Genomic DNA, 23,168 nt, shown 5'->3' on the forward strand with positions numbered 1-23,168 from the left:
ATCCTCTGTGCATGGTCCGCCGGCCGGGCCCCACCCGATGATGGCAGCACTGCGCGGGGGCGCCGCCCCGGCCATTGTGCCCGGGGGCGGCCTTGCGTACGGTGAATCGCCGCTCACGGTCAGAAGCTGGTCAGCCCGGCCCGGACCGGCCGGACCGGCCGGTCCGCTGCCGACCGGGCCGACCGAATGGAGTCAATCCGTGCTCTTGACCATCCGGCGTTCCCACCCGAGACGTTCCGGCGTCCGGCGCCTCATGCCGCCCGCCGCTCTGCTCGCCGCGGCCCTGCTGGTGTCCGGGGCCACGACCGCCGACGCGGCCCCGGCGGCCCCCGCCACATCGGTGTTCCCGGCCAACCCGTACGCGGGTCCGCCCGGGACCGCCACCATGCACGGCGACACCGGCTCCTCCGACACCACTCCGCTCGCCGGTCCGGGGGCCGGAAGGCTCTCCAGCAAGCTGAACGGGCTGCTGTCCGCCTGCCCCACTGTCCTCGTCGGGTCCGACGACTACCCCGTGGCCCTCTGCACGCCGATCCTGGGCCAGGTGCCCACCGTCCATCTCCTCGATCCGCACAGCGGCGCCTCCCTCGCCTCGCTCACACTCACCAAGGGCTCACTGCTCGGCGGTGTCTACGCCTACATCGACCACCAGGACCGGCTGGTCGTCGTCGACGGCAGCCGCTCCCTGCTGCGCATAGGGCACCACCGTGACGACGCCGGCGCCTGGCGGCTGACCGTCGACAAGAGCCTCTCGCTCGCCGCGGCAGTGCCCGCGGACGACGCCGTCACCGGGCTCTCGCCGGACTGGCAGGGCCGCGTCTGGTTCGCCACCGGGGGCGGTGTGGTCGGCACCGCGGACGACACCACCTCGACGGTGCGGTCCACACGGCTTCCCGCCGGTGAGCGGATCGCCAACAGCATCTCGACCGCGCCGCAGGGCACCGCCGTGACCACCACCCACGCCACCTACCTGCTCACCGCGGCCGCCGACGGCACCCCGCGGGTCTCCTGGCGCCAGCCGTACGACCGGGGCTCGGCGCGGAAACCCGGCATGCTGAGCTGGGGCAGTGGGTCCACCCCCACCTTCTTCGGGCCCACCGACGGTACGGACTACGTGACGATCGTCGACAACGCCGACTCCTCGGTCGCGCTGAAGGTCTACCGCACATCGACCGGCGAGAGCGTCTGCTCGGTCCCCGTGCTGCTCGCCTCCCACGGACCCGGCAGCGAGAACTCCCCGATCGGAGCCGGCCGGAGCGTCTACGTCGCCGGTACCTACGGATATCCCTACCCCGCCGTACCCGAAGGCGCGGGCGACAGCGTGCCTGCCTCCGCACCCTTCGCCGGCGGACTCAGCCGGGTGGACGTGCGGCCCGACGGATCGGGCTGCGACCTGGTCTGGGACAACACGGTCCGCTCGGCAGCAGTGCCGAAGCTCTCCACCGCGGACGGAAAACTGCACACGGTGCTGCGTGATCCGCTCATCCCCGGCACCACGGGGACCAGCCTGCTCGACCCCTACCGGTACGCGGAGATCGACCCGTCCACCGGGAAGGTGCTCCGCAGCAAACTGATCGGAATCGGCGCCCTGTACGACACCCTGCAGATGGCAGGCACCGTGGCACCGGACGGCGCCTACTTGCAGGGCACCGTCACCGGCGTCCTCCGGATCACCGCGGACTGAGAGCGGACCGGGAGCCGTCCGTCCCGCACCTCCCGCTTTCCTCCGCCGTTTCGGGTTCGCCTCCCGGCGCCGAACGCAGCAGAGTGGAGTTATGGGTGCAGACCAGGCATTGCGGGCGGCGCTGGTGCGGGAGATCGCGGAGAGCGGCGCCCTGGCGGATCCGGCCTGGCGGAAGGCGTTCGCCGAGGTGCCGAGGCAGCTCTTCGTCCCGTACTACTTCGCGGACGGGGTGGGGCGGCGTACGCGGCTGTGGGGCGAGGACCCGGACCCCGAGCAGCGCAGACGCTGGCTGGAGGGGGTCTACACCGACCAGCCGCTGGCCACCCGGATCCGGGACGGCGAGCTGATCTCGTCCAGCAGCCAGCCCTCACTGATGGCGCGGATGCTGGACGGGCTCGCGGTACGGGACGGCGACGCGGTGCTGGAGATCGGGGCGGGCAGCGGGTACAACGCGGCTCTGCTGGCCCACCGGCTGGGTGACTCGCTGGTCACCACCGTCGACCTCGACCCGGAGATCACCGAATCGGCGCGTACCCATCTGGTGGCCGCCGGTTACGCCCCCGCCGTCGTCACCGGCGACGGGGCACTGGGCTGCCCCGCGCGGGCGCCCTTCGACGCGATCATCGTGACCTGTGCGCTCCCCTCCGTACCGAGGGCCTGGCTCGCGCAGTGCCGGCCCGGGGCGCGGATCCTCGCGCCGCTCGCGACCGGGCTGATCGTGCTGCGGGTGCGGGACGACCAGCACGCGCAGGGGCGGTTCCTGGAGACGCCCGCCTACTTCGTGCCGTTGCGCGGCGCGGAGGGGGCCGAGCCGGTCCTGCGCGGTGGCGGGCTGCCGCCCAGCGTGCTGGACGACGCGCTCTTCCGCTTCGTCCTCACCCTGACGGGCGGCAGCCTGGATCCGGTCGAGGCGTTCGCCCTGTGGGAACGCGAGGGGCGTCCGCAGCGGGAGCGATTCGGGGTGACGGTGAGCGGGGAGCACGAGTGGGCCTGGCTGGACGACCCCGAAGGGCCGTACGCATGGCCGCTCGTCCCCCCGACTCACCGTCCGGTGGCTACTGCCCCCGGTGGACCGTGAGGGTGGTCCAGGCGCCCACGTGCACTCGGTCGCCCTCTGCGAGCGGGATCGGTACGTAGGGCTGGATCGGGTCCTCGGCGCCGTTGACCGTGGTGCCGTTGGTCGAGTTCTGGTCCACCACCGCCCAGGAGTTGTCGGGCTGCTGGACCAGGACCGCGTGCTGGTGCGACACCCCGGGGTCCTCGGGCGGGACCGACAGATCGATGTCGGGTGACTCGCCCGTGGAGTGCCGGCGGCGGCCGATGGTGATCTGGTTGCCGGTGAGCGGAAGGCGCTGCTCGGGGGAGTAGGCGGGCAGATTGAGCCCGGTGGCCTCGGGGCCGCTGCGCTGCATCATCGCCATGAAGTACTCATGGTCGGGGCCGACCGTGACCGACCAGCCCGCCGGGGCCTGCGCCTCTCCAGCCGGCTGACCGGGCCGGCCGGGGTGGCTCTGCTGGCCGGGCGCCTGCTGACCGGGCCCCTGCGGTCCGGATCCCTGGTGGCCTGGCCCCTGCTGAGACTGCTGGTGCGGCTGGGGCTGGTGCGGCTGGGACTGAGGGGGCTGGAACTGCTGCGGCGGCTGGTGCTGCGGGGGTGCCTGCCGACCGGGGCCCTGCCGGCCCGGCCCGTGCGGCTGTCCTGGTCCCTGCTGGCCCGGGTCCTGCTGTCCGGGCCCCTGCGGCCGGCCCTGGCCCGGCGGCTGGGTCTGGGACGGCGGCGGGAGCAGCCAGTCGTCCGCGTTCGGCTGCTCGGCAGGCCGCGGGGCCTGCGGTGCCCTCGGCGGCTGGGCGAACGAAGGGGGCGGCGGGGCGGACTGCTGCTGGTACGCCGGGGGTGGAGGCGGCGGGACCGGCCGGCCGGTGGGTGCGTTCGTCAGCGGCTCGGCGGGGCGGTTGATCTGCGAGGGCCGAGAACTCTGGTAGTCGAACGCGTCCGGCGGCCTGGGCGGCGGCTGCTGGGACTGGAGGCCCGGCGGCAGATTCGGGGCCACCGGGGTGTACGAGGTCGCGGTGTTGGTGAGGAAGTTCCAGCGGCACTCCTCGCAGAAGGGTGCCCCGGCCTCGCGCGGCGTACGGCACTGCGGGCAGATCTCCGCCTGGGCGGTGGCGCCGGGCGGGTAGCCGTAACCGGCTGCCGGGCTCCTGCCCGGCGGAGGCTGCTGGGGCGCGCCGCCGCCTGCGTACGGCGGGGGCGGCGGGGGAGGCGGCGGCACGGCGCCCATGCGGTGGCCGCAGACCTCGCACCAGTCGTCGGATCCCGACTGATGTCCGTTCGGGCAGGTCGGCATGGAGTCGCTTCCCCCTCTCCTCATCCGGCCCGGAGGCCGCAAAACGTCAATTCTGCTGCTTGTGGTGCTTTTTCTGCTACTTCTTGACGCGAACTGTCTTGGTGGAGCGCGTTTCGAGGGTCATCTCGTCCGCCTCCGCCACCTTTGCCTTCAGTCGCACAGTACCGGTCGCTTCGTCGACGACGTCCACCACCTTGGCGAGCAGTTTCGCAGTGTCCGCGTTCCCCGAAGCCGCCGCAAGCTGGACCGCGCGGCCGAGCTTCGCCGTCGCTCCGTCCAGATTGCCTGACTTGCGAGCATCCAGGCCTTGTTGGATGACTTGTGCCAGTTCGGCCTGGCCGGTGTAGTGCGCGACCTGCGGGTTGATCGAGGTCGATGCGGCCACGTCGTCCGTCCACACCGCACGTACCAGGCCCTGTGAAAGCGTCTGCGGCGCACCTCCCGCGGGGTCGGGCAGGACGAGCGAGGCCCGCGCCGCGAGCATCTCCTGGCCGATTCCCGCCTCCGGCACCTGCACGCACACGTGGTAGTCGCGCGACTCGTCCCCCCACGAGCCGGTCGGGTAGTCCCCGGCGCGCGGTCCGGCCTCGGTGCGACGGTCCGTCAACTGTGCGACGCTGGGCGCCACTTGCTTGACGAACTTGATCTCCACGCCGACCGGTGTCCAGAGCCGCAGCGCGACGTCGGCGACCTCCTTGCCCATCGCGTTCTCCATCATCCGCGTGAAGTCCGCGGAGAGGCCCGAGGGGTCGGCCACGATGTCGGCCGTTCCCAGCAGCGCCGACGCGATACCGGTGACCTCCTTGACCTCCCAGTCCGTACCGACCCCGCGGGCGTCACAGGTGAAGCGGCCCGCCGCGGCGGCCAGCGAGGCACGCAGATCCTCCGGCGCCTCGTGTTCGTTACGGCCGTCCGTCAGCAGGATGCCGTGCCGGATCTGCGGTACGGAGCCGCCCGCCGCCTCCGGGGTGTTGAGCAGCCGGTCGGCGAGGCGCAGCCAGGTGCCGATCGCCGTACCCCCGCCGGCGCTCAGCTTGCGCAGCGCTTCCCCGGCCTGGGCGCGCGTCCGCCGGTCGGCGACGGCCAGCCGGCCGTTGCCCGGATAGATGTCCTTCGCCACATGAGTGCCCGCCACCACGGAGAACGCGGTGCCGTCCCGCAGGGCGCCGATCGCCGCCGCTGTCGCTTCCCGGGCGTTGCGCATCTTCGTGGGCGGATGGTCCATCGACCCCGAGCAGTCCACCATGATCACCACGGCGGCCGCCGGTGCTCGTCCCGGCAGCGGCGCGGAGGCGGCGTCCGCACCGGCGAGTGCGGAGCCGCTGGTCCCGCCCCCGGTCGAGGTGACCGTGACGATCGCGTTCACCTCGCGTCCGCCCTCGGGCAGGAACTCGTTCTGGTACACGTCGACGGAGAATTGCGGCACGTTGGACTTGGAGAAGTTGGCCATCTGAGGGGCTCCTTGACGACAACGCGGCAATTTCAACAGAGTTAACGGGAACGAGACAGAACGGCCTTCACGCCTTCACGCCTTCACGCCTTCAGGGTGGGCGGACCCTGCCGTCAGGGGTGGCACGGTGAACGGCACGACAGCCACTGTCACGTTGTCGTGGCCCCCGCCGTCGAGCGCGTGGCCGACGAGCACCTGCGCGCTGTGCAGGGCCCTCGTGGCCGCGTCCGGCGGGACGATCCGCGCCATCTGCTCCGCCGACTCCGCGTAGTTCCACAGGCCGTCGGAGCAGACCACCACCACACCCGAGCGGTCCGGTTTGAAGGACGCCGTGTGCGGCTCCAGTTCGTACGCGTCCGCGCCGAGCCAGCCCGTGATGGCGTGGGCCCGTTCGTCCGCGTACGCCTGTGCCTCGCCCATCAGCCCGTTGGCGACCATCTGCGCCGCCCAGGAGTCGTCCTCGGTGAGCCGGGACGGATGAGCTGTGCGGTCGTCGGGCACCCAGTACACCCTGCTGTCGCCCACCCAGCCGACGACGAGCAGCCCGCCCACCGTGATGGAGGCGACCAGGGTGCAGGCCGGGGCGTTCTGATGGCGGTGCGGGTCGTGCTCCCTGGCCCCGGCCGGTTCGGCGGCGAGGGCGTTGACCGCTTCCGACGCGGCGACGATCGCCTCGTGCAGCGCCTGCTGGGGATGCGTGCCCGCGGGCAGGGAAGCCAGCAGCGCCTCATGGGCCCCCGCAGCCGCCGCGGCTGAGGCCTCGTCGGGGCGGGTGGCCGACGACACTCCGTCGCAGACGATCGCCACGGTGGCGGCCGAACCGTCCGGCAGGCCCACCGAAGCGACCGCGAACGCGTCCTCGTTGCGGTGGTGGCGCAGCCCGCGGTCACTCACCGCGGCCACCGCGTCCAACTCCTGCTCCATGTGGTCACGCTCGCGTGGCTGGGCGTGGCCGCAGTTCTCGCAGTAGCCGTCGCCGTCGATCCGGCCGGTACGGCAGGCGACGCAGACCTTCGTGCCCCCGGCCGTGGTCTCGGCCGTGCCCGCCACTGCGGAGGCCTGCGGAACGGCCTCAGCGGCCCGCGGGTCCGGCGCCGACAGTGCGTACTCGTCGGGCGCCTGCGGACCGTCGAGCCGTACGCCCGCGGGCAGTTCACCGCCGTCCGACGCGACACCCGGCAGGTCGGACCCCGCCTGGACGGGGGCGGGGCGGCCGGAGCTGTCCTGGTCGGCGGCGGCCGGCCAGGCGGCGTGCGGGGCACCCGCCGGGTTCGTGCCGCCGACGGCGTTCGCCGGGCGGTCGTCCGGCGGCTCGGGCACCGCCGACAGGTCGTGCCCGCACACGCCGCAGAACAAGTCGCCGGGCTCCAGCGGCTCCTCGCAGCTGGGGCACACGGTCAGATTCGTCTGGGACATCAATTCACACCCACGTCCGGGGGCGGAAACGGTTGGCCCGTTCCACCAGGTCGATCCTCTCCTCGCCGCGCTGGGCGAGCCGGGCGAGTACCCGGTACGAGCGTTCGAGTCCGAAGCGCAGGCCACGCTCGTCGAGTGGACTGCCGAGCAGGGTGGTGGACTGCACCACCTGGCCGCCCCGGCCTCCGGAGAGTACCCAGTCCAGGGCGGTGCCCAGTACTTCGGTGGTGAGCTGCTCCCGCCGTACGGCGTCTAGGCCGAACTGCTGGAGCGCAGCCACCTGGTCCGCGGCCGAGCGCAGGTCGTCCGCCAGGGGGTCGGTCGGGGCCCGGCGGCGCAGCCGGGCGCGCACCGCGGCGACGCGCGCCGCCGTGTAGTGGATCGACGCCTCGGGGACCGACTCCAGGGTGTGTGCGGCCGCCATACGGTCACCGGCCGCGAGCTGCACCCTGGCGAGACCGAACGCCGCGCTCACGTAGCTGGGGTCGGTCGTCCACACGAGGCGGTAGTACTCCGCCGCGTTGTCCAGCTGGCCGAGCACCTCCGCGCAGACGCCGAGCGCCAGCTTCGGCGCCGGCTCGCCGGGGAACGCGTCGTAGATCGCGTCGAAGGAGAGCGCGGCCGTCTCCCGGTCGCCGGTGACCAGCGAAGCCAGACCGCGGTACCAGACGACCCGCCAGTCGTAGGGGTACTCGGTCTCCAGCGCCGTGATCAGCTCGGCCGCGGTGTACGCATCACGGTTGTCGAGCAGGGCCCGCGCCCGGCGGAGACTGTGTTCGAGCGAGGGGGTGGTCGCGGACTCCAGCGCGATGATCAGCTCGCCGGGCGCCGCGGCCATCAGACCTGCCAGGAGACCCGCGTTCGGGTCGTGGGGGTCGATGCGCGGCACGGGCAGTGCCAGCGCGGTGGCACCCGTCTCAAGCCCGGCGAGGTACCCGCCGGACCCGCCCGCCGACGGGCCCCCCGGCGGCCCTCCTGCCGGGTGCCCTGCCGGGTCTGCGGCAGGCGGCGCGGGCGGCTCCGGCGGACGCGGTGCGGGAACGCCTGCCTGGGCGGGCACATACGCGGTGGTGGGCGGGGTACTCGGCGCGACGGCGGGTGCGGAGCCGTGGACGCCGGACCCGGCGCCCCGGTTGTTCTCGCCGGGGCCCCGGCCGGCCCCGCTGCCCCGGCTGCTCCGGATCCCCTTGGTTCCCCGGCGGCCGACGGGCAGTTCGCGTGCACCGAGCAGGGACGCGTCCCCGGTCAGCTCGGCGAAGAGCGCGGTGTCGGTGACCCGTACCTCGGGCCCGAACAGCGTCGACAGCGCGGGCCGCGGGCGCCCCGTCTGGACGGCGACGACCTCCCGCAGCACACCGGTGAGCTGCTCCGCCATCTCCGCGGCCGACGCGAACCTCCGGGCCGGATCGGGGTCCGTGGCCCGTACGAGCAGCCGGTAGAACGACTCGTACCGCCGGAACACCTCGATGTTGTCCGGGTCCGGGAGGCTGTCCGCGAACACATTCGTGTAGCCCTGGAAGTCGAAGGTCAGCACCGCGAGGGTCCGCGCCACCGTGTACAGATCGGAGGCGACCGACGGCCCGACCTCGGCGACCTCGGGCGCCTGGTAGCCGACCGTGCCGTAGATGGCCGACTCGGCGTCGTCCATCCGGCGCACCGCGCCCATGTCGATGAGCTTCAGCTGGTCCTGCTGCTGTATCGCGTTGTCGACCTTGAAGTCGCAGTACAGCAGCGCCCGGCTGTGCAGATGGCCGAGTGCCTCCAGGGCCTCGATCCCGTACGCACAGGCCTGCTCCACCGGCAGCGGGTCCCGCCTGCCCGACGGCCCGCGCCGCTCGTTGGCGATCTCCTTGAGCGATTTGCCGCCGACGTACTCCATGACGATGTAGCCGTCCGTGGAGCCGGTGCGCTGGTCGAGGTGCTCCACGAAGTTGTAGATGCGCACGATGTTGGAGTGCTCGATCTCGGCGAGGAAGCGCCGTTCCGAGATCGCCGCGGCCATCGCGTCCTGGTCGCCGGTGTCGAGCAGGCCCTTGAGCACCACCCACCGGTCGGAGACCGCACGGTCGACGGCGAGATAGACCCAGCCCAGACCGCCGTGGGCCAGACAGCCGACCACCTCGTACTGCCCGTGCACGACGTCGCCGGTGGTCAGCTTCGGTACGAACGAGTAGGGGTGGCCGCACTTGGTGCAGAACCCCTCCGTGCGCCCGGCCCGCGCACCGCGCGAACGGCCCACCTGGGCACCGCAGTCGGAACGCGAGCAGAACCGCTTCCGTTCGGGCACCTCAGGATTGGCCATCACCGCGGACTGCGGATCGGGGCGCGGCACATCGGGGATCGACACCAGACCCGCGCCCAGCCGGTTGCGGCTCGACGAACTCGCCGAAGCCCCGGAGCTGCGTACCGAGACGGAACGCCCCGACCCCTCTCCCGACAGAGCGCGCGACAGCCGCCCGGAGACCGACCTGCGCGACGTCGACGACCGGGACGACGACCGGGACGACGAACGCGACGACGCATGCGACGACCGCGAGGACGATCCGGAACCGCCGCGCACCGAAGCGCTGCCGGAGCGACCGCTGCCGCTCCCGCGGCCACCGCCCGCGATTCCCGTCGGCGGCGAACTCACCAGGCCGGTGGGCGACACCACCGGCGCCAGGCCGCAGGTGCCGCAGTACAGCTCGCCGCCGCCCATGTCCTCATAGCTGCCCTCGCACCCGGGCCGCTGGCACTCCTGCTGTTCGCTCATCCCGCATCCCTCACGCGTTCCCCCTGTGGTCGGTGGGCCCGGACTGTCTCGGGACCAGGACCTCCGCCGTGGCCTGCTGATAGCGGAGCACCGCCTGTTCGGCGACACGCAGATCGCACGGCGCGCTCCACAGCATTCTGCGGGCCGCGTCGTACCGCTCGATCAGCAGGGGATCCTCCGCCATCCCGTGCCGGGCGACCTTCGCCCGGTACGCGTCCAGCCGGCCGCGCAGCTCCGCGCGGACGGCGAGCGGCGCGGTCACCGCGGACAGCGAGTCACGGGCGCGGTGCAGCTCGTCGTCGGCCTCCCGTTCGAGGGATTCCAGGAGCGGGGATAGCCGGTGCCACTGGGCGTGCCTGCGGTACTCGGCGGCGGCCCGCAGCTGCTCCTGGAGCCCCGTCGAAGGGCCGCTCACCGCGGGCACCTCGGACGCGGCGATCTTCGCCAGCACCTCACCGCGCGCCGATCTGGCCTCGGTGAGGGTGCGGTCCGCGCGGGTCAGCACGTCCCGCAGCCGCAGCAGCCGCTGCTCGGCGTCCTGCCGGACGGTGAGCACCGCGTCGATCTCGCGGCGGATCTCCTCCAGGGCGCGGGCGGCCCGGTCGTAGCGCCCGGTGTCGGCCCGCCCGCCGCCGGGGGCCGAACTCCCCTGCGCGGGAACCCAGTACGCCAGCGGGTCGGATATCACCCCGGCGCGCAGCGCGGCCAGCTCCTGGGTGATCGATTCCAGGTCGTCGCCCGCCGGGTGTTCACCGGGGCGTACGCCGACCGAGTGCGCCAGCGAACGGGTGCGCGCCAGCTCCGCCGCGAGCAGGTCGATCCGGGCGGGCAGCGCCGACCACACCGAGTCCGACGCGACGACCATGTCCAGCGACTGCGCGTACAGCCCGTTCATCCGGGTCACCAGCTCTTCGAGCGAGAACCGCTCGGTGAGCCCGGCCGGTCCGGTGAGGGCGGCCGGGAGCTGGGCCGCGGTGCTCGCCAGGGTGACACCCCGGCCGCGCAGTACGTCGGTGAGCTCGACCAGGTCCTCCCGGCCCGGCCAGCGCCGCCGGGAACGCAGCGTACGGGCCTCCTCCAGCGCCTTCGCGTACGCGTCGAAGTACGTCCAGAGCACGGTGATCGACTGCTCGGTGGCGGCCCAGCGGTCCTTGGTGACCCCCGTCAGCTCGGCGCCTTCGAGGAGCCGGCGTCCGGCATGGTCCTGCAGAGCGAGGAGCGAGGTCTCGATGGCCTCGTGCTCGGCGCCGAGCCGTGCCAGCGCACGGTCGACCTCGTCCCGGTCCATCACCGGTCCGGGGGCGCTTCCCGGCCCGCCGGGGCTGGGGACGGAACCCGTGACGCCCATCGATCACCTCTCCGCTCCACCGGTCTGTGCGGTGTTGTCGTTCTGTGCCGCGCTGTCCTGTGCCGTGCTGTCCTGTCCAGCGCTGTCCTGTGCCGCTGTCCAGTGCTGGTGTGCTGTGCCGCTGTTCTGTGCTGCCTACAGTGTCAAGTTCTGCCCATGACCGTGCTGTTCTACCGGTACTCGGCTCTTCCGGTACGCGGCCGGCTACCGGTACTTCGGTGCGGGAGGCCCCTCGATTCCCTTCAGATCCGCCGCGAGCCACGTCCTGTACGCCTTCATCCAGGGGCTTTCGTCGCCGCCCCTGCGGTAGTCGACGAGCACCTGGTTGATCCGGCGCACCAGATCGTCGTTCCCCAGTTTCGTTGCCACGCCGTAGTACTCGGTGGTGAACGGATGGCCCTTGAGGTCGACGGCCGGGTCCTGCGCCGCCTGGCCGGCCGCCAGCGCGTTGTCCGTGACCACCGCGTCGACCAGGCCCAGTTGGAGCTTGACCAGACAGTCCAGCTGGTTGGGTACCGTCCGCTGCTCGGTCGCCGTGTCCGCGAAGACCGCGCCGTACGACTTGGCCTTCAGGGCGTCGTACGCCGTCGAGCCGGTCGCCGTGCAGACCTTCTTGCCCTTGAGCGTGTCGTTGTATCCGGTGATCGTGGAGCCCCTGGGCGCCAGTACCTGCTGGCCGGCCTGGAAGTAGGCCGTGGAGAAGGCGACTTGCCTGACCCGCTCGCAGTTGATCGTCATCGTCCGTACGACGATGTCGACCTTGTTCTCCTGCAGCGCCTCGATCCGCTCGTTGGTGGGGATGGCGCGGTAGGTGACCTTGTTCTCGCTGCCCAGGATGTTCTTCGCTATGGCCCGGACGAGAGCGATGTCGAAGCCGTCCAGCCTGTCGCCGTTGGCCGGGTCGCGGTAGCCCCAGCGGTAACTGTTCTGGTCGACACCGACGACCAGGTGGCCGGCCTTCTTGATCCGGTCGATGGTGGGTCCGTCGGCGCCGGACGGTGTGAGGCTCGCCTCCGGGTCGGTACAGGTCTCGGCCTTCGCGGGCGCGGCCTGCGCCACCCGCTGCCCGCCGGACGGCGCGCCGCCGCCGGAGCCGCTGTCCAGGACGAGCGGGAGCACGGTCGCGGCCGCGGTCAGCGCGCATGCCACGGCCATCGCCGTGACGCCGCCCCAGCCGCGGAGCCTGCCGGTCCTCGGTTTCAGCACGCTGCCGCTCCTCACCTGGCCCCCGCTCACCTGGCCCCCGCTCACCTGTACTCCGAAAGCCTGCGGCTGATGCCCAGACCGGCGCCCGCCGCACCCAGCACGGCCAGCGCCGCGGCGCCCACCGGAAGCCCGGTCAGCGCGCCCCGTCCGTCCGACGCGGCCCGGGTGAACATCTGCTGCTCATGGCCGAGCGCCCGGTCCAGCGCCTTGTCCACCTGGTCGAAGGACTGGCCGGTCGAGCCCTTCCTGCCGATGACCTCCGTGAGCGCGCCCTCGTAGTCGCCGCTGTCGTCGGTACGGCGTGCCGCGGCATGCCGGTGCTTCCAGGTGGTCACGTCGTCCTGGGCTGCTTTCACCGGACCGCTGCCCGCCTCGTCGTCACCGGCCAGGCTCTTCGCCCTGCCGAGCCCGCTGACCAGGGCGGCCATGTCCTTGGTGTAGTCGGACTCGTACTGGTCGTGCTTGCCGTCCTTGGTCAGCACGGAACCGCGCGAGACGAGGGTGAGGTTCTCGTTGGAACGGGCCTTCAGAGAACTGATGCGCGCGTCGTTGAGCACCTTCAGCGACTCCTGGCCGTGTGTACGCGACGTGTGCAGATCAGAGGCCGCGACCAGGTGTCCGGTCACCAGCCACAGCAGCACCGCGACGGAGGCGGCCGACGCGGCCAGCAGGCCGTGGTTGAACACCCGGTTGGTCCGCAGGTAGTTGCGCCGCTGGACGTAGCCGAGGCCGACAAGGGCCAGGACCCCCACGGCGGTGCCGAAGTACGGCCAGAGCGTGGCCGAGTCGTAGTCGTCGTACAGCCGGCCCGTCTCCGCCTCGTAGAGCTTCTCCGCTGCGGGCAGCAGCCGCGTGCTCATCTGCTGGTTGGCGTACCGCAGATAGGCGCCGCCGAGCGGCAGCCCCTGCCGGTTGTTCGCGCGGGCACGCTCCACCAGCCCCGTGTAGCGCGGGAGCTGCTCGTTGAGCTCGGCGATCTGGCGTCCGGACTCGGACGAACCGTCGGTGTGGGAAGCGGCCTTCACCAGCAGCCGGGACGCCGTCGCGATGTCGCTGTCGTACCGTGCGTGCACGTCCGCCGGCTCCACGGAGCCCGCGAGGAAGCCGCTCGCCGCCGCGGTGTCCGCATCGGCCAGCGAGCGGTAGATGTTCGCGGCGTCCGCGCTGAGCGGCTGACTGCGGCTGACCACGTCGTCGGCGGACGCCGCCCGGTCCGAGATCTCGAAGGCGGTCACCGCTCCGAAGACCACGACCAGCGCGGCCACCAGCGTTCCCATGATCCACAGTCGGCCCGGCTCCGTGGTCGCTGCGGCGCGCAACCGGTCCCGGGACCCCTCCCAGGCGCTGCCTCGCGCCGGTGGAACGGGACCCTGCGCGGGCACGCGCACTCGCACGGGTGACGCGGGCGGAGGCGTCTGCGCGGGCGGTGGACCCTGCGCTGTGCCCCCGTTCGGCGGGTGTACCACTCGACCTCCCCCTGTCCTTCACGCTGTCCTTCACGCTGTCACGATGCCGCCATGAACTTCCTTGCCACGAACCGCCTGGCGTCCGTGAACCGCCTGGAGTTCATGGTCCGCCTGACCCGTTCATGAACCCCCTGACCGTTCACGAACTCCCCGGACGTTCATGAACGTCCGGGAACAGGAAGACCAATGCCCGGCCAGCAGTATGGCCGCCGGGGCCCGGTACGCACACCAGGATTGGCCGGATCTTGATCGATCTGTCGCATGCCCCTCCCCGCGTCCGCCCCGATCCGCCCCCACCTTGAATACGCCGCCCGGCCCCATTCGGTTCCCCTTCACGCCCTGCCGTTCGAGTGTCACCAGGGCCCCATCCAGGCGGAATCCGCACATCAGGGGCGTACGGAAAGGGGGTTGTGCTCCGCTCCACGCGGACCACAACCCCCCTCGGGCCCCTCGGCCCCGCGGACGCCGCCCCTCAGGCGTACTGCTCCCGCACCCACGCATACGACTCCGGGGGGGCCGCGATCCGGTCAAGACCCAGCAGGGCGGCGCCGAGCACCGGAGAGGCCGACACCACCCGGGGCACGGCCTTCGGCGCACGGTCGGCCAGCAGCTGCCGTACGCGGCCGTCCAACTGTGGGTGCCGGGCGGCCAGTACGCTCCCGCCCAGCAGCACCGGGGTCTCCTCGTCGAGCAGGCCGAGCCGGCCGAGGGCCACCGCGGCGAGCGCGACGACCTCCTCCGCCTGCCGGTCGACGACCGAGCGGGCGACCGGGTCACCGGCCGCCGCCGTCGCGAAGAGGACCGGCGTCAGCTCGTGCTTGCGCTCCGCCGGGATCCGGCCCAGGTGGAGCGCCTCGATCACGGCGTACATCGTCGGCAGCCCGAAGTGCGCGGGCACCGTCCGCATCAGCTCGGTGCGCCCCCCGCGTCCGTCCTCGGCGCGCGCCGCATGCCACAGCGCCTCGTCGGCCAGGCCGCCGCCGCCTCCCCAGTCGCCGGAGATGCGGCCGATCGCGGGGAAGCGGGCGGTCCGCCCGTCGGGCGTCATCCCGACACAGTTGATGCCGGCCCCGCACACGACGGCCACCCCGCGCGGCTCGTCCACGCCCGCGCGCAGGATGGCGAAGGTGTCGTTGCGGACCTCGACCGCCCGGCCCCAGCCGCGTGCCTCGATGGCGACGGTCAGGTCCCGCTCCTCGACCGGGAGATCGGCGTTGGCCAGACAGGCCGAGACGAACGAGGCGTACGGCGGAACACCGGCCCCATCAGCACCGCCACGAGCACCAGCACCGACCCCGCCAGCACCAACACCAGCACAGGCCGCGGCGGGTGCCGCGGCCGCCGCCTCCGCGACCGCCGCCCCGACCGCGACGGCCAGTACGTCCACCGCCGCCCCGACCCCCACCACCGACGGTTGGAAACCGCCGGAGCGGCCCCGGCCCAGGACGGTGCCGTCCGCCGCGATGACGGCCACGTCCGTCTTGCTGTTACCGGCGTCGATCGCCAGCACACCTGCTGTCAGGCCCACGCGAGGTGCTCCCGGTTGTGCGCGACGAGCTTGTCCGTCAGCTCGTCGGCGTACGCGTACTGCCCGATCAGCGGGTGCGCCAGGAGCGCCCGGAACACCCGGTCCCGGCCGCCGCGCAGCGCGGCTTCCAGGGCGAGGTCCTCGTACGCCGTGACGTTCGCGACCAGACCGGCGTACAGCGGGTCGAGCGCGGGCGCGGCCAGTGGCGTCGCGCCGTTGCCGTCCACCGTCGCCTGCACCTCGATCACGGCGTCGTCGGGGAGGAAGGGCAGCGTGCCGTTGTTGTACGTGTTGACCACCTGGTAGCGGGAGCCTCCCGACCCCAGCAGCGAGGACGCCAGATCGACGGCCGCCTCCGAGTAGAAGGCGCCGCCGCGCTTGGCGAGCAGCGCGGGCTTCTCGTCCAGCTTCGGGTCGCCGTACATGGTGAGCAGTTCCTTCTCCATCGCGGCGACCTCCGCGGCCCGCGACTGCTTGCTGCCCAGCTCCCGGACCACCTCGTCGTGTGCGTAGAAGTAGCGCAGGTAGTACGAGGGCACCACGCCGAGCCGGTCCACGACCGAGCGCGGCAGACGCAGGTCGTCGGCTATCGCGTCGCCGTGCTCGCCGAGCAGCTTCGGCAGGACGTCCGCACCGTCGGGGCCGCCCAGGCGGACACCCAGCTCCCAGCTGAGGTGGTTGAGCCCGACATGGTTGAGGAACACGTCCGACGGTGCGACATCGAGGTGCGCGGCGAACTTCCGCTGGAAGCCGATGGCGACGTTGCAGAGCCCTACGGCCTTGTGCCCGGCCTGGAGCAGCGCCCGGGTGACGATGCCCACCGGGTTGGTGAAGTCGATGATCCAGGCGTCGGGGTTGGTGCGCCGTACGCGCTCGGCGATGTCCAGTACCACCGGCACCGTGCGCATGGCTTTGGCGAGGCCGCCCGCGCCCGTCGTCTCCTGCCCGACGCAACCGCACTCCAGCGGCCAGGTCTCGTCCTGCTGCCGGGCGGCCTGGCCGCCGACGCGCAGCTGGAGCAGGACCGCGTCGGCGCCTTCGACGCCCGCGTCGAGGTCCGACGTCGTCGTGATGGTGCCCGGGTGCCCCTGCCTGGCGAAGATCCGGCGGGCGAGACCGCCCACCAGTTCAAGACGGTCCGCCGCCGGGTCGACGAGCACCAGCTCACTGATCGGCAGTGTGTCCCGCAACCGTGCGAAACCGTCGATGAGTTCGGGCGTGTAGGTGGACCCGCCCCCCACTACTGCGAGCTTCATTTCAGCTAACCCTTCACTCCGGTCAGTGTGACGCCCTCGACGAATGCCTTCTGTGCGAAGAAGAAGACGAGGATCACGGGGGCCATGACCAGGACGGTCGCGGCCATGGTCAGATTCCAGTCGGTGTGGTGTGCGCCCTTGAAGGACTCCAGGCCGTAGGAGAGCGTCCAGGCGGCCGGGTTCTCCGAGGTGTAGATCTGCGGGCCGAAGTAGTCGTTCCAGGCGTAGAAGAACTGGAAGAGCGCGACGGCGGCGATCCCCGGCCTGGCCATCGGGACGATGACCTTCAGCAGCGTGCGGAATTCGCCGCAGCCGTCGACCTTGGCCGCGTCGATGTACTCGTCGGGGATGGTCAGCAGGAACTGCCGCAGCAGGAAGATGGAGAACGCGTCGCCGAACGCCATCGGGATGATCAGCGGCCAGAGCGTGCCCGACAGGTCCAGCTGCTTCGCCCAGAACAGGTACATCGGGATGATGACGACCTGCGGCGGCAGCATCATCATCGAGATGACGAGCATCAGCGACAGATGCCGGCCGCGGAAGCGGAACTTGGCGAGCGCGTACGCCACGGGCAGCGAGGACACCACGGTCAGTACGGTGCCGAGACCCGCGTACAGCAGGGTGTTCCGCCACCAGGACAGGAAGCCCGGGGTGTCGAAGACCTTGCGGTAGTTGGACCACTCGAAGGTGTGCGGCCACAGGTCGCGGGTGAGTGCCTGCTGGTCGCTCATCAGCGAGGTGAGGATCACGAAGACGAACGGCAGCACGAAGAAGAGCGCGGCGGCCACGCCCAGCGCGTGCACCGCGATCCAGTGCAGCAGGGTCCTGCGGCGGGCGGTCCGCCGGGCGCCGTCGGCCACGATCCGGGCCGGTGGGTTGTCGGCGACCTGGGTGAGCTGTGTCATGACGGTCAGTCACCTGCCTGTACGAGCCCGCTGCGGCGCCGCATCAGCAGTGCGGTGAACGCCATGGCCAGGGCGAAGAGGACGAGCGCGACCACGCACGCGGAGCCGTAGTCGAAGCGCTGGAAGCCCAGTGTGTAGACGAGCTGGGGCAGGGTCAGCGTGGATTTGTCGGGGAAGCCGGGCGAGAACTGCTGCCCGGAGCCGCCGATGATGCCCGATGCGACCTTCCCGGCCACCAGTGGCTGGGTGTAGTACTGCATCGCCTGGATGATCCCGGTGACCACGGCGAACATGATGATCGGCGAGATGTTCGGCAGCGTCACGAACCGGAAGCGCTGCACCGCGGACGCGCCGTCCAGCTCCGCCGCCTCGTACTGCTCCTTCGGTACGTCGAGGAGCGCGGCCATGAAGATCACCATCAGGTCGCCGATGCCCCACACCGCGAGCATCGTGAGCGCGGGCTTCGACCAGGTGGCGTCGGTGAACCAGCCGGGCGTCGGCAGTCCGATGCCGCCGAGGATCGAGTTGACCGGCCCTGTTCCCGGGTTGAGCAGGAAGACGAAGGCCAGCGTCGCGGCGACCGGCGGTGCGAGGTACGGCAGGTAGAACAGGGTCCGGAAGATCCCGGCACCCGTCTTGATCCTGGTGATCAGCATCCCGATGCCGAGTCCGAAGACCACCCGGCAGGCGACCATCACGACCACGAGCCAGAGCGTGTTGCGCATCGCGGGCCAGAAGTCCGGGTACTCGGTGAAGACGTACGTCCAGTTCGTCAGGCCGTTGAACGCCGGGGCCCTGAAGCCGTCGTACTTCGTGAAGGAGAAGTAGACGGTCGAGACCAGCGGGTACACGAAGAAGACGCAGAAGCCGATGAGCCAGGGCGACATGAAGGCCGCCGTGCGCACCGCCGCCCGGCGGCGCTTCGAACGCGGGGTGTACGTGGTCATGGCGAGGCTACTTCGCCTTCTCGTTGTCCTTGTCGATCTGCGACGCGGTCCTGCGCAGACCGGCCTTCAGATCCTTCGTCCTGCCGGACTCGAAGTCGTATCCGAAGTCCTGGAGGGTCACCTGGTAGGTGCCGCCGTTGACCGACGGGGGCGTGGTGCTGGAAGCCGGGTTCCGCGCGATGTCCAGGAACGTCTTCAGCCGCGGGTCGAACTTCAGCTTCGGCGACTTCAGCGCGGCCAGCGTGGACGGGATGTTGTGGATGTCGTTGGCGAAGTCCACGACAGCGTCGGTGTCGGTGGTGATGTACTTCACGAACTCCCAGGAGGCGTTCTGCTTCTTGCTGGTCGACGCGATACCGGCGATCGTGCCGGTGATGTAGCCCTTGCCGTACGAGGCGGCCTGGTCGTCGGGGACCGGCAGCGGCGCGATGCCGATGTCCACCTTCGACTTGGCGTCCTGGGCCATCCCGAGCCGCCACTCGCCGTCGACCTGCATGGCGACCTGGCCGGTCTGGAAGGGGTGCTTGGCGCCCCACTCGTCGCCGAACGTGGCCCGGAACTTCTCCAGCTTGCCGAAGCCGCCCAGCTTGTTCACCAGGCCCTGCTGCCAGGTGAACATCTTCGCGAAGGCCGGGTCCCTGGCGACGTCGGACTTGCCGTCCTCGCCGACGTAGGCCGGGCTCCACTGCGCCACCATGTGGCTCGGCGTCGACTCGTAGCCGTGGAAGGTCGGCATGAAGCCGAGCTGGCGGTACGAGTCGCCCTCGGGCTTCGTCAGCTTGACGGCGTCCCGGTCGAACTCGGTCCAGGTCTTCGGCGGTGAGGTGATCCCCGCGGCTTTGAAGGCGTCCTTGTTGTAGTAGAGCGCGTACGCGTCGCTGAGCAGCGGCAGGGTGCAGCGCACCCCGTCGAACTGCGTGTAGTCCTGGAGCGGCTTGGAGAAGGTCTTGTCCAGATCGATCTTCGACTTGGCGAGGAACGGCTTCAGATCCGCGAAGGCACCGGACGAGCAGAACTTGCCGACGTTGTCGGTGGTGAAGGAGGAGACCACGTCGGGGGCGTCCGAACCGCCGCCGCGCAGCGCCTGGTTGATCTTGTCGTCGGTCATGTTGCCGACGACCTTCACCTTGATGTTCGGGTGGATCTTCTCGAAGCGGTCGACGTCCGCCTGCATCGCCTTGACCTCGCTCGCGGCGCTCCAGCCGTGCCAGAAGGTGATGGTGGTCCGCGCGTTCACGTCGTCGTTCGCGCCGCCCGAGCTCTGGCCCGTACAGGCCGAGGCGAGCAGGGACATGGATGCGACGGCGGCCGCGGCCAGTCGGCGTTTTCTGGGCATGACGGAATCTCCCTCTGGCGGATCTGGGCAGTACGGGGGTACTCGCGGAGCTGCTTGCGGGGGCGCTGGGGGGAAGCGAAGGGGTACGGGACGGGGCCGGGCGCTGCTGGGGGAAGCGGGGGGTCAGTGGGCCGAGGTGTCGAAGACCTCGTCGCGGGTGGTGGCGAGTGCGCTCTCCAGCGCCCCGCGCAGGACGGGCTGTTCGCGTACGGAGCCGAGGACGAGCCGGGGCCGGGAAGCTGCCAGCTCGGCCAGCTCGCGCTGTACGAGTTCACGCAGCGGTTCGCCGCCCGCGACGATCAGATCGCCGGAGAGCACCAGGAGTTCGGGGTCGAGCACGGCCACCAGCGAGGCGAGGCCGGTGGCCACCGCGGTGGCGAAGACCTCCAGGAGACGGCGGTACGGGCCTCCGTCGGCCCGCGCGGCCTCGGCGATCAGCGCGCTCGCGACCTCGGTGTGCGAACCGCTGCCGACGCCCTCGACGCCCAGCTCCCTGGCCAGCCTGGCCAGCGCCTGGGAGCCGGCGAGCTCCTGGAAGCCGCCCGCGTTGGCCTTGGTCACCTGACGCACCAGCGGGGCGCCGGGCACCGGCATGAAGCCGACCTCGCCCGCGCCGCCGGTGAAGCCGCGGTGCAGCCGGCCGCCGAGGACGACGGCGGCACCGACACCCTCCTCGTTCCAGAGCAGTACGAAGTCCTCGTGGCCGCGGGCGGCGCCCAGCCGCTGCTCGGCGACGGCGGCCAGATTGACGTCGTTCTCGTACTCGACGGGCATCGGCAGCGCCGCCGCCAGCTCGTCGAGCAGCGTGGGGGAGTGCCAGCCGGGCAGGTGGGAGGCGTACCGCAGCCGGCCGGTGTTCGGGTCGAAGGCGCCCGGGGTGCCCACCACCACGCGCCGCAGATCGGCCCGCACCAGTCCTGCGGCCTTCGTGGCGCCGTCCAGGGCGTCGGTCACCTGCTGGACGACGCCGGTGCCGCGCCTGCCGGGGGTCGCGAGGCGGAACTCGCCGACGGTGCGGCCGGTGAGGTCCGCGACGGCGGCCCGGATGCGCTGCGGGTTCACGTCGATCCCGGCGGCGTGGCCGGCCCCGGCGTTGACCGCGTAGAGCTGTGCGCTCGGTCCGGGGCGGCCCTCACTGGTGCCGGTCGCCACCACGAGCCCGGCGGCCTCCAGGCGCGCCAGCAGTTGGGAGGCGGTCGGCTTGGAGAGACCGGTCAGTTTGCCGATCTTCGTGCGGGAGAGCGGACCGTGCTCAAGCAGCAGGTCGAGTGCGGCGCGGTCGTTCATCGCCCGCAGCACGCGCGGGGTTCCTGGAGTCGTGCCACCGGCCACGTCGTACGCACCTGCCCCTCGCGCCACTGTTAGGAAAGTTTCCAATTCGGTGTGAGGAACGTAGGCCGCAGGTCAGCCGGGCGTCAATGGTCTGTCCCGGTCCGGCAACCAAAGCGTTACCTGGGCACACGAAATGAGCGCCCCGCGTGTCCTGCGGGGCGCTCGTGCGTACGGAGGGTGAACGGCGGTGGTACGGGCTCCGGGCGTCCCGCCCCTCCCGGCCGCTACTTCGAGAGGTTCTGCGGCGGGATCGGCGACGCGGCGAGCGACTGCGGGGATGTCGGGCTGGCCAGGGCGGAAGGGGCCGACATGGAGGCCGCCGAATCGACCGGCGGTTCCTCCGTGTCGACCGTGACCGGGCCGCCCACGACCAGGATGCCCGCCTCGTCGAGTGCGATCTTGAGCCGCCAGCGCAGCTCCCGCTCGATGCCCAGGGCCTTGCCCGGCATCGTCTTGGCGGTGACCCTGATGACCATCGAGTCCAGGAGCACCGAGTCCAGGCCGAGGATCTCGACCGGGCCCCAGAGCTGTTCGTTCCACGGTTCGGACTTGGCCAGGTCCTGCGCGACCACGCTGATGACCTCGCGCAGCCGCTCCAGGTTCTCGGTCGGCTTCACCTGGACGTCCACGGCGGCCGTCGCCCAGCCCTGGCTGAGGTTGCCGATCCGTTTGATCTCACCGTTGCGCACGTACCAGATCGCGCCGTTGTCGCCGCGGAGCTTGGTCACCCGCAGGCCGACCTCGATGACCTCGCCGGTCGCCACCCCCGCGTCGATGTTGTCCCCCACGCCGTACTGGTCCTCCATGATCATGAAGACACCGGAGAGGAAGTCGGTGACCAGATTGCGCGCACCGAACCCGATCGCGACACCCGCGACACCGGCCGACGCGAGCAGCGGCGCCAGATCGATCTTGAGGGTGGAGAGCACCATCAGTGCCGCGGTGCCGAGGATCACGAAGGACGCCACCGAGCGCAGCACCGAACCGATCGCCTCGGAGCGCTGGCGGCGGCGCTCCTGGTTGACCAGCAGGCCGCCGAGCGCGGTGCCTTCGACGGCCGTCGCGCTGCGGTTCATGTGCTCTATCAGCCGGGTGAGCGCGCGCCGGACGAGGGCGCGCAGCACGGTGGCGATGACCAGGATGAGGATGATCCGCAGTCCGATCGACAGCCAGGTGGACCAGTTCTGCTGCACCCAGTCGGCTGCATTCGTCGCGGACTTCTGAGCGTCGTCGAGCGTGTCGGCCGTACCGGGCCGAGAGCTGCCGCCCGTCGCCAGGGACCAGGTGACAGCATGCACGGCGTTCACAGCGGAAACCTCCAGGAGAAGCGGGCAGAACCTCCACACTAACGGCGCATCACGGCTGCATCCGCCGACCTGTTCGGCGGAGAGATGTATCCCACGCGGGGAACCGGCGTGAACGGCTGGGAACCGCTCGCAGCCGCTGAAAACTGGCGGGAACGGCGCGCGAACGCTCAGGAACGGTCAGGTGTGGACGAAAACACTCCGAGCCCGTTACCTGACGTTGGTGGCGCTTCCACCAGGCATGAGGAGAGACTGAGAGCAGATCGTCCCGGCGCGAGCCACGCGCCGCCGGCGTACAAGGAGGCATCCACCGTGCCGCACGTCCTGGTCCTCAACGCGTCGTACGAGCCGCTCGGCGTCGTACCGCTCCGTCGCGCGCTCGTCCTCGTCCTGGAGAACAAGGCAGTCTCCCTGGAGGAATCCGGCGCCTTCATGCACAGTGCCACCCGCATCGTCCCCGCGCCCAGTGTCGTCCGGCTGAAGCGGTTCGTGCGCGTCCCCTACCGGGGGCCCGTCCCGCTCACCCGCCGTGCGCTCTTCGCGCGTGACGGCGGCCGCTGTATGTACTGCGGTGGCGTCGCAACCAGCGTCGACCATGTCATTCCGCGCAGCCGCGGCGGGCAGCACCGCTGGGACAATGTGGTGGCCGCGTGCCGCCGCTGCAACCACGTCAAGGCCGACCGGCACCTGCTGGAACTGGGCTGGCGCCTGCGCCACCAGCCGGCCCCGCCGAGCGGCCTCGCCTGGCGCATCATCGGCACCGGACACCGGGACCCGCGCTGGCTGCCGTATCTGCAGCCGTTCGGCGCGGAGGACGCGATGGCACGGATCGACGGCGTATCGGCCTGACGGCCCGGGCGGTGGCGCCGGGGGCGGACGCGGGTGCCGCC

Annotated in this window: 17 protein-coding genes; 3 read left to right on the forward strand and 14 right to left on the reverse strand. The window is 71.4% G+C overall.

All coding sequences use genetic code 11. The annotated features are described in order from the left end of the window. Positions 1-253: 253 nt before the first annotated feature. On the forward strand, positions 254-1,684 hold the full coding sequence (locus tag OG285_RS23925; protein ID WP_371793598.1) for a hypothetical protein: 1,431 nt from the start codon (positions 254-256) through the stop codon (positions 1,682-1,684). A gap of 91 nt (positions 1,685-1,775) precedes the next feature. Then, a complete protein-coding gene (locus OG285_RS23930) occupies positions 1,776-2,762 on the forward strand; it encodes a methyltransferase domain-containing protein (RefSeq protein WP_371792156.1) in 987 nt (328 codons plus the stop codon). Here the strand turns inward: OG285_RS23930 and OG285_RS23935 are convergent. From OG285_RS23935 to OG285_RS24000, 14 genes are all read right to left on the reverse strand, one after another. Further along, positions 2,740-4,032, reverse strand: coding sequence for an FHA domain-containing protein (locus tag OG285_RS23935; RefSeq protein WP_371792157.1), 1,293 nt, complete (start codon positions 4,030-4,032; stop codon positions 2,740-2,742). The genes OG285_RS23930 and OG285_RS23935 overlap by 23 nt on opposite strands. 76 nt (positions 4,033-4,108) lie before the next feature. Beyond that, positions 4,109-5,482: a VWA domain-containing protein gene (locus OG285_RS23940; RefSeq protein ID WP_356825884.1), complete on the reverse strand. Its 1,374-nt coding sequence runs from the start codon at positions 5,480-5,482 to the stop codon at positions 4,109-4,111. A 75-nt stretch (positions 5,483-5,557) separates the two neighbouring features. Beyond that, positions 5,558-6,898, reverse strand: coding sequence for a protein phosphatase 2C domain-containing protein (locus OG285_RS23945; RefSeq protein ID WP_371792158.1), 1,341 nt, complete (start codon positions 6,896-6,898; stop codon positions 5,558-5,560). 4 nt (positions 6,899-6,902) lie between these two features. Further along, on the reverse strand, positions 6,903-9,650 hold the full coding sequence (locus OG285_RS23950) for a tetratricopeptide repeat protein (protein WP_371792159.1): 2,748 nt from the start codon (positions 9,648-9,650) through the stop codon (positions 6,903-6,905). A gap of 10 nt (positions 9,651-9,660) precedes the next feature. After that, a complete protein-coding gene (locus OG285_RS23955; protein ID WP_371792160.1) occupies positions 9,661-10,998 on the reverse strand; it encodes a hypothetical protein in 1,338 nt (445 codons plus the stop codon). Positions 10,999-11,202: 204 nt separating this feature from the next. Continuing rightward, positions 11,203-12,153 (reverse strand): glutamate ABC transporter substrate-binding protein, encoded by a 951-nt coding sequence (locus OG285_RS23960; protein ID WP_356826013.1) that lies wholly within the window; start codon positions 12,151-12,153, stop codon positions 11,203-11,205. A 92-nt stretch (positions 12,154-12,245) separates the two neighbouring features. Then, positions 12,246-13,670 carry a hypothetical protein gene (locus tag OG285_RS23965; RefSeq protein ID WP_371792161.1) on the reverse strand — a complete coding sequence of 475 codons (1,425 nt, stop codon included), beginning with the start codon at positions 13,668-13,670 and terminating at the stop codon, positions 12,246-12,248. A gap of 472 nt (positions 13,671-14,142) precedes the next feature. Then, positions 14,143-15,198: an N-acetylglucosamine kinase gene (locus OG285_RS23970; protein ID WP_371792162.1), complete on the reverse strand. Its 1,056-nt coding sequence runs from the start codon at positions 15,196-15,198 to the stop codon at positions 14,143-14,145. Further along, the gene (locus OG285_RS23975) at positions 15,189-16,454 is read right to left on the reverse strand and encodes a 6-phospho-beta-glucosidase (RefSeq protein WP_371792163.1); all 1,266 of its coding nucleotides are present in this window, start codon (positions 16,452-16,454) and stop codon (positions 15,189-15,191) included. The genes OG285_RS23970 and OG285_RS23975 overlap by 10 nt, the downstream gene beginning before the upstream one ends. A 5-nt stretch (positions 16,455-16,459) precedes the next feature. Further along, positions 16,460-17,359 carry a carbohydrate ABC transporter permease gene (locus OG285_RS23980; protein ID WP_356825870.1) on the reverse strand — a complete coding sequence of 300 codons (900 nt, stop codon included), beginning with the start codon at positions 17,357-17,359 and terminating at the stop codon, positions 16,460-16,462. A gap of 5 nt (positions 17,360-17,364) precedes the next feature. After that, positions 17,365-18,306: a sugar ABC transporter permease gene (locus OG285_RS23985; protein WP_356825868.1), complete on the reverse strand. Its 942-nt coding sequence runs from the start codon at positions 18,304-18,306 to the stop codon at positions 17,365-17,367. A 7-nt stretch (positions 18,307-18,313) separates the two neighbouring features. Beyond that, positions 18,314-19,642 carry an ABC transporter substrate-binding protein gene (locus tag OG285_RS23990; RefSeq protein WP_371792164.1) on the reverse strand — a complete coding sequence of 443 codons (1,329 nt, stop codon included), beginning with the start codon at positions 19,640-19,642 and terminating at the stop codon, positions 18,314-18,316. A gap of 123 nt (positions 19,643-19,765) precedes the next feature. Further along, the gene (locus OG285_RS23995) at positions 19,766-20,974 is read right to left on the reverse strand and encodes an ROK family transcriptional regulator (RefSeq protein ID WP_356826011.1); all 1,209 of its coding nucleotides are present in this window, start codon (positions 20,972-20,974) and stop codon (positions 19,766-19,768) included. A 224-nt stretch (positions 20,975-21,198) separates the two neighbouring features. After that, on the reverse strand, positions 21,199-22,251 hold the full coding sequence (locus OG285_RS24000) for a mechanosensitive ion channel family protein (RefSeq protein ID WP_371793599.1): 1,053 nt from the start codon (positions 22,249-22,251) through the stop codon (positions 21,199-21,201). 339 nt (positions 22,252-22,590) lie between these two features. Between OG285_RS24000 and OG285_RS24005 the strand changes: the two genes are divergently transcribed. Further along, positions 22,591-23,127, forward strand: a complete 537-nt coding sequence (locus OG285_RS24005; protein WP_164265239.1) for an HNH endonuclease — start codon at positions 22,591-22,593, stop codon at positions 23,125-23,127. Positions 23,128-23,168 lie beyond the last annotated feature (41 nt).

The organism is Streptomyces sp. NBC_01471 (assembly GCF_041438865.1).
Lineage (GTDB): Bacteria > Actinomycetota > Actinomycetes > Streptomycetales > Streptomycetaceae > Streptomyces.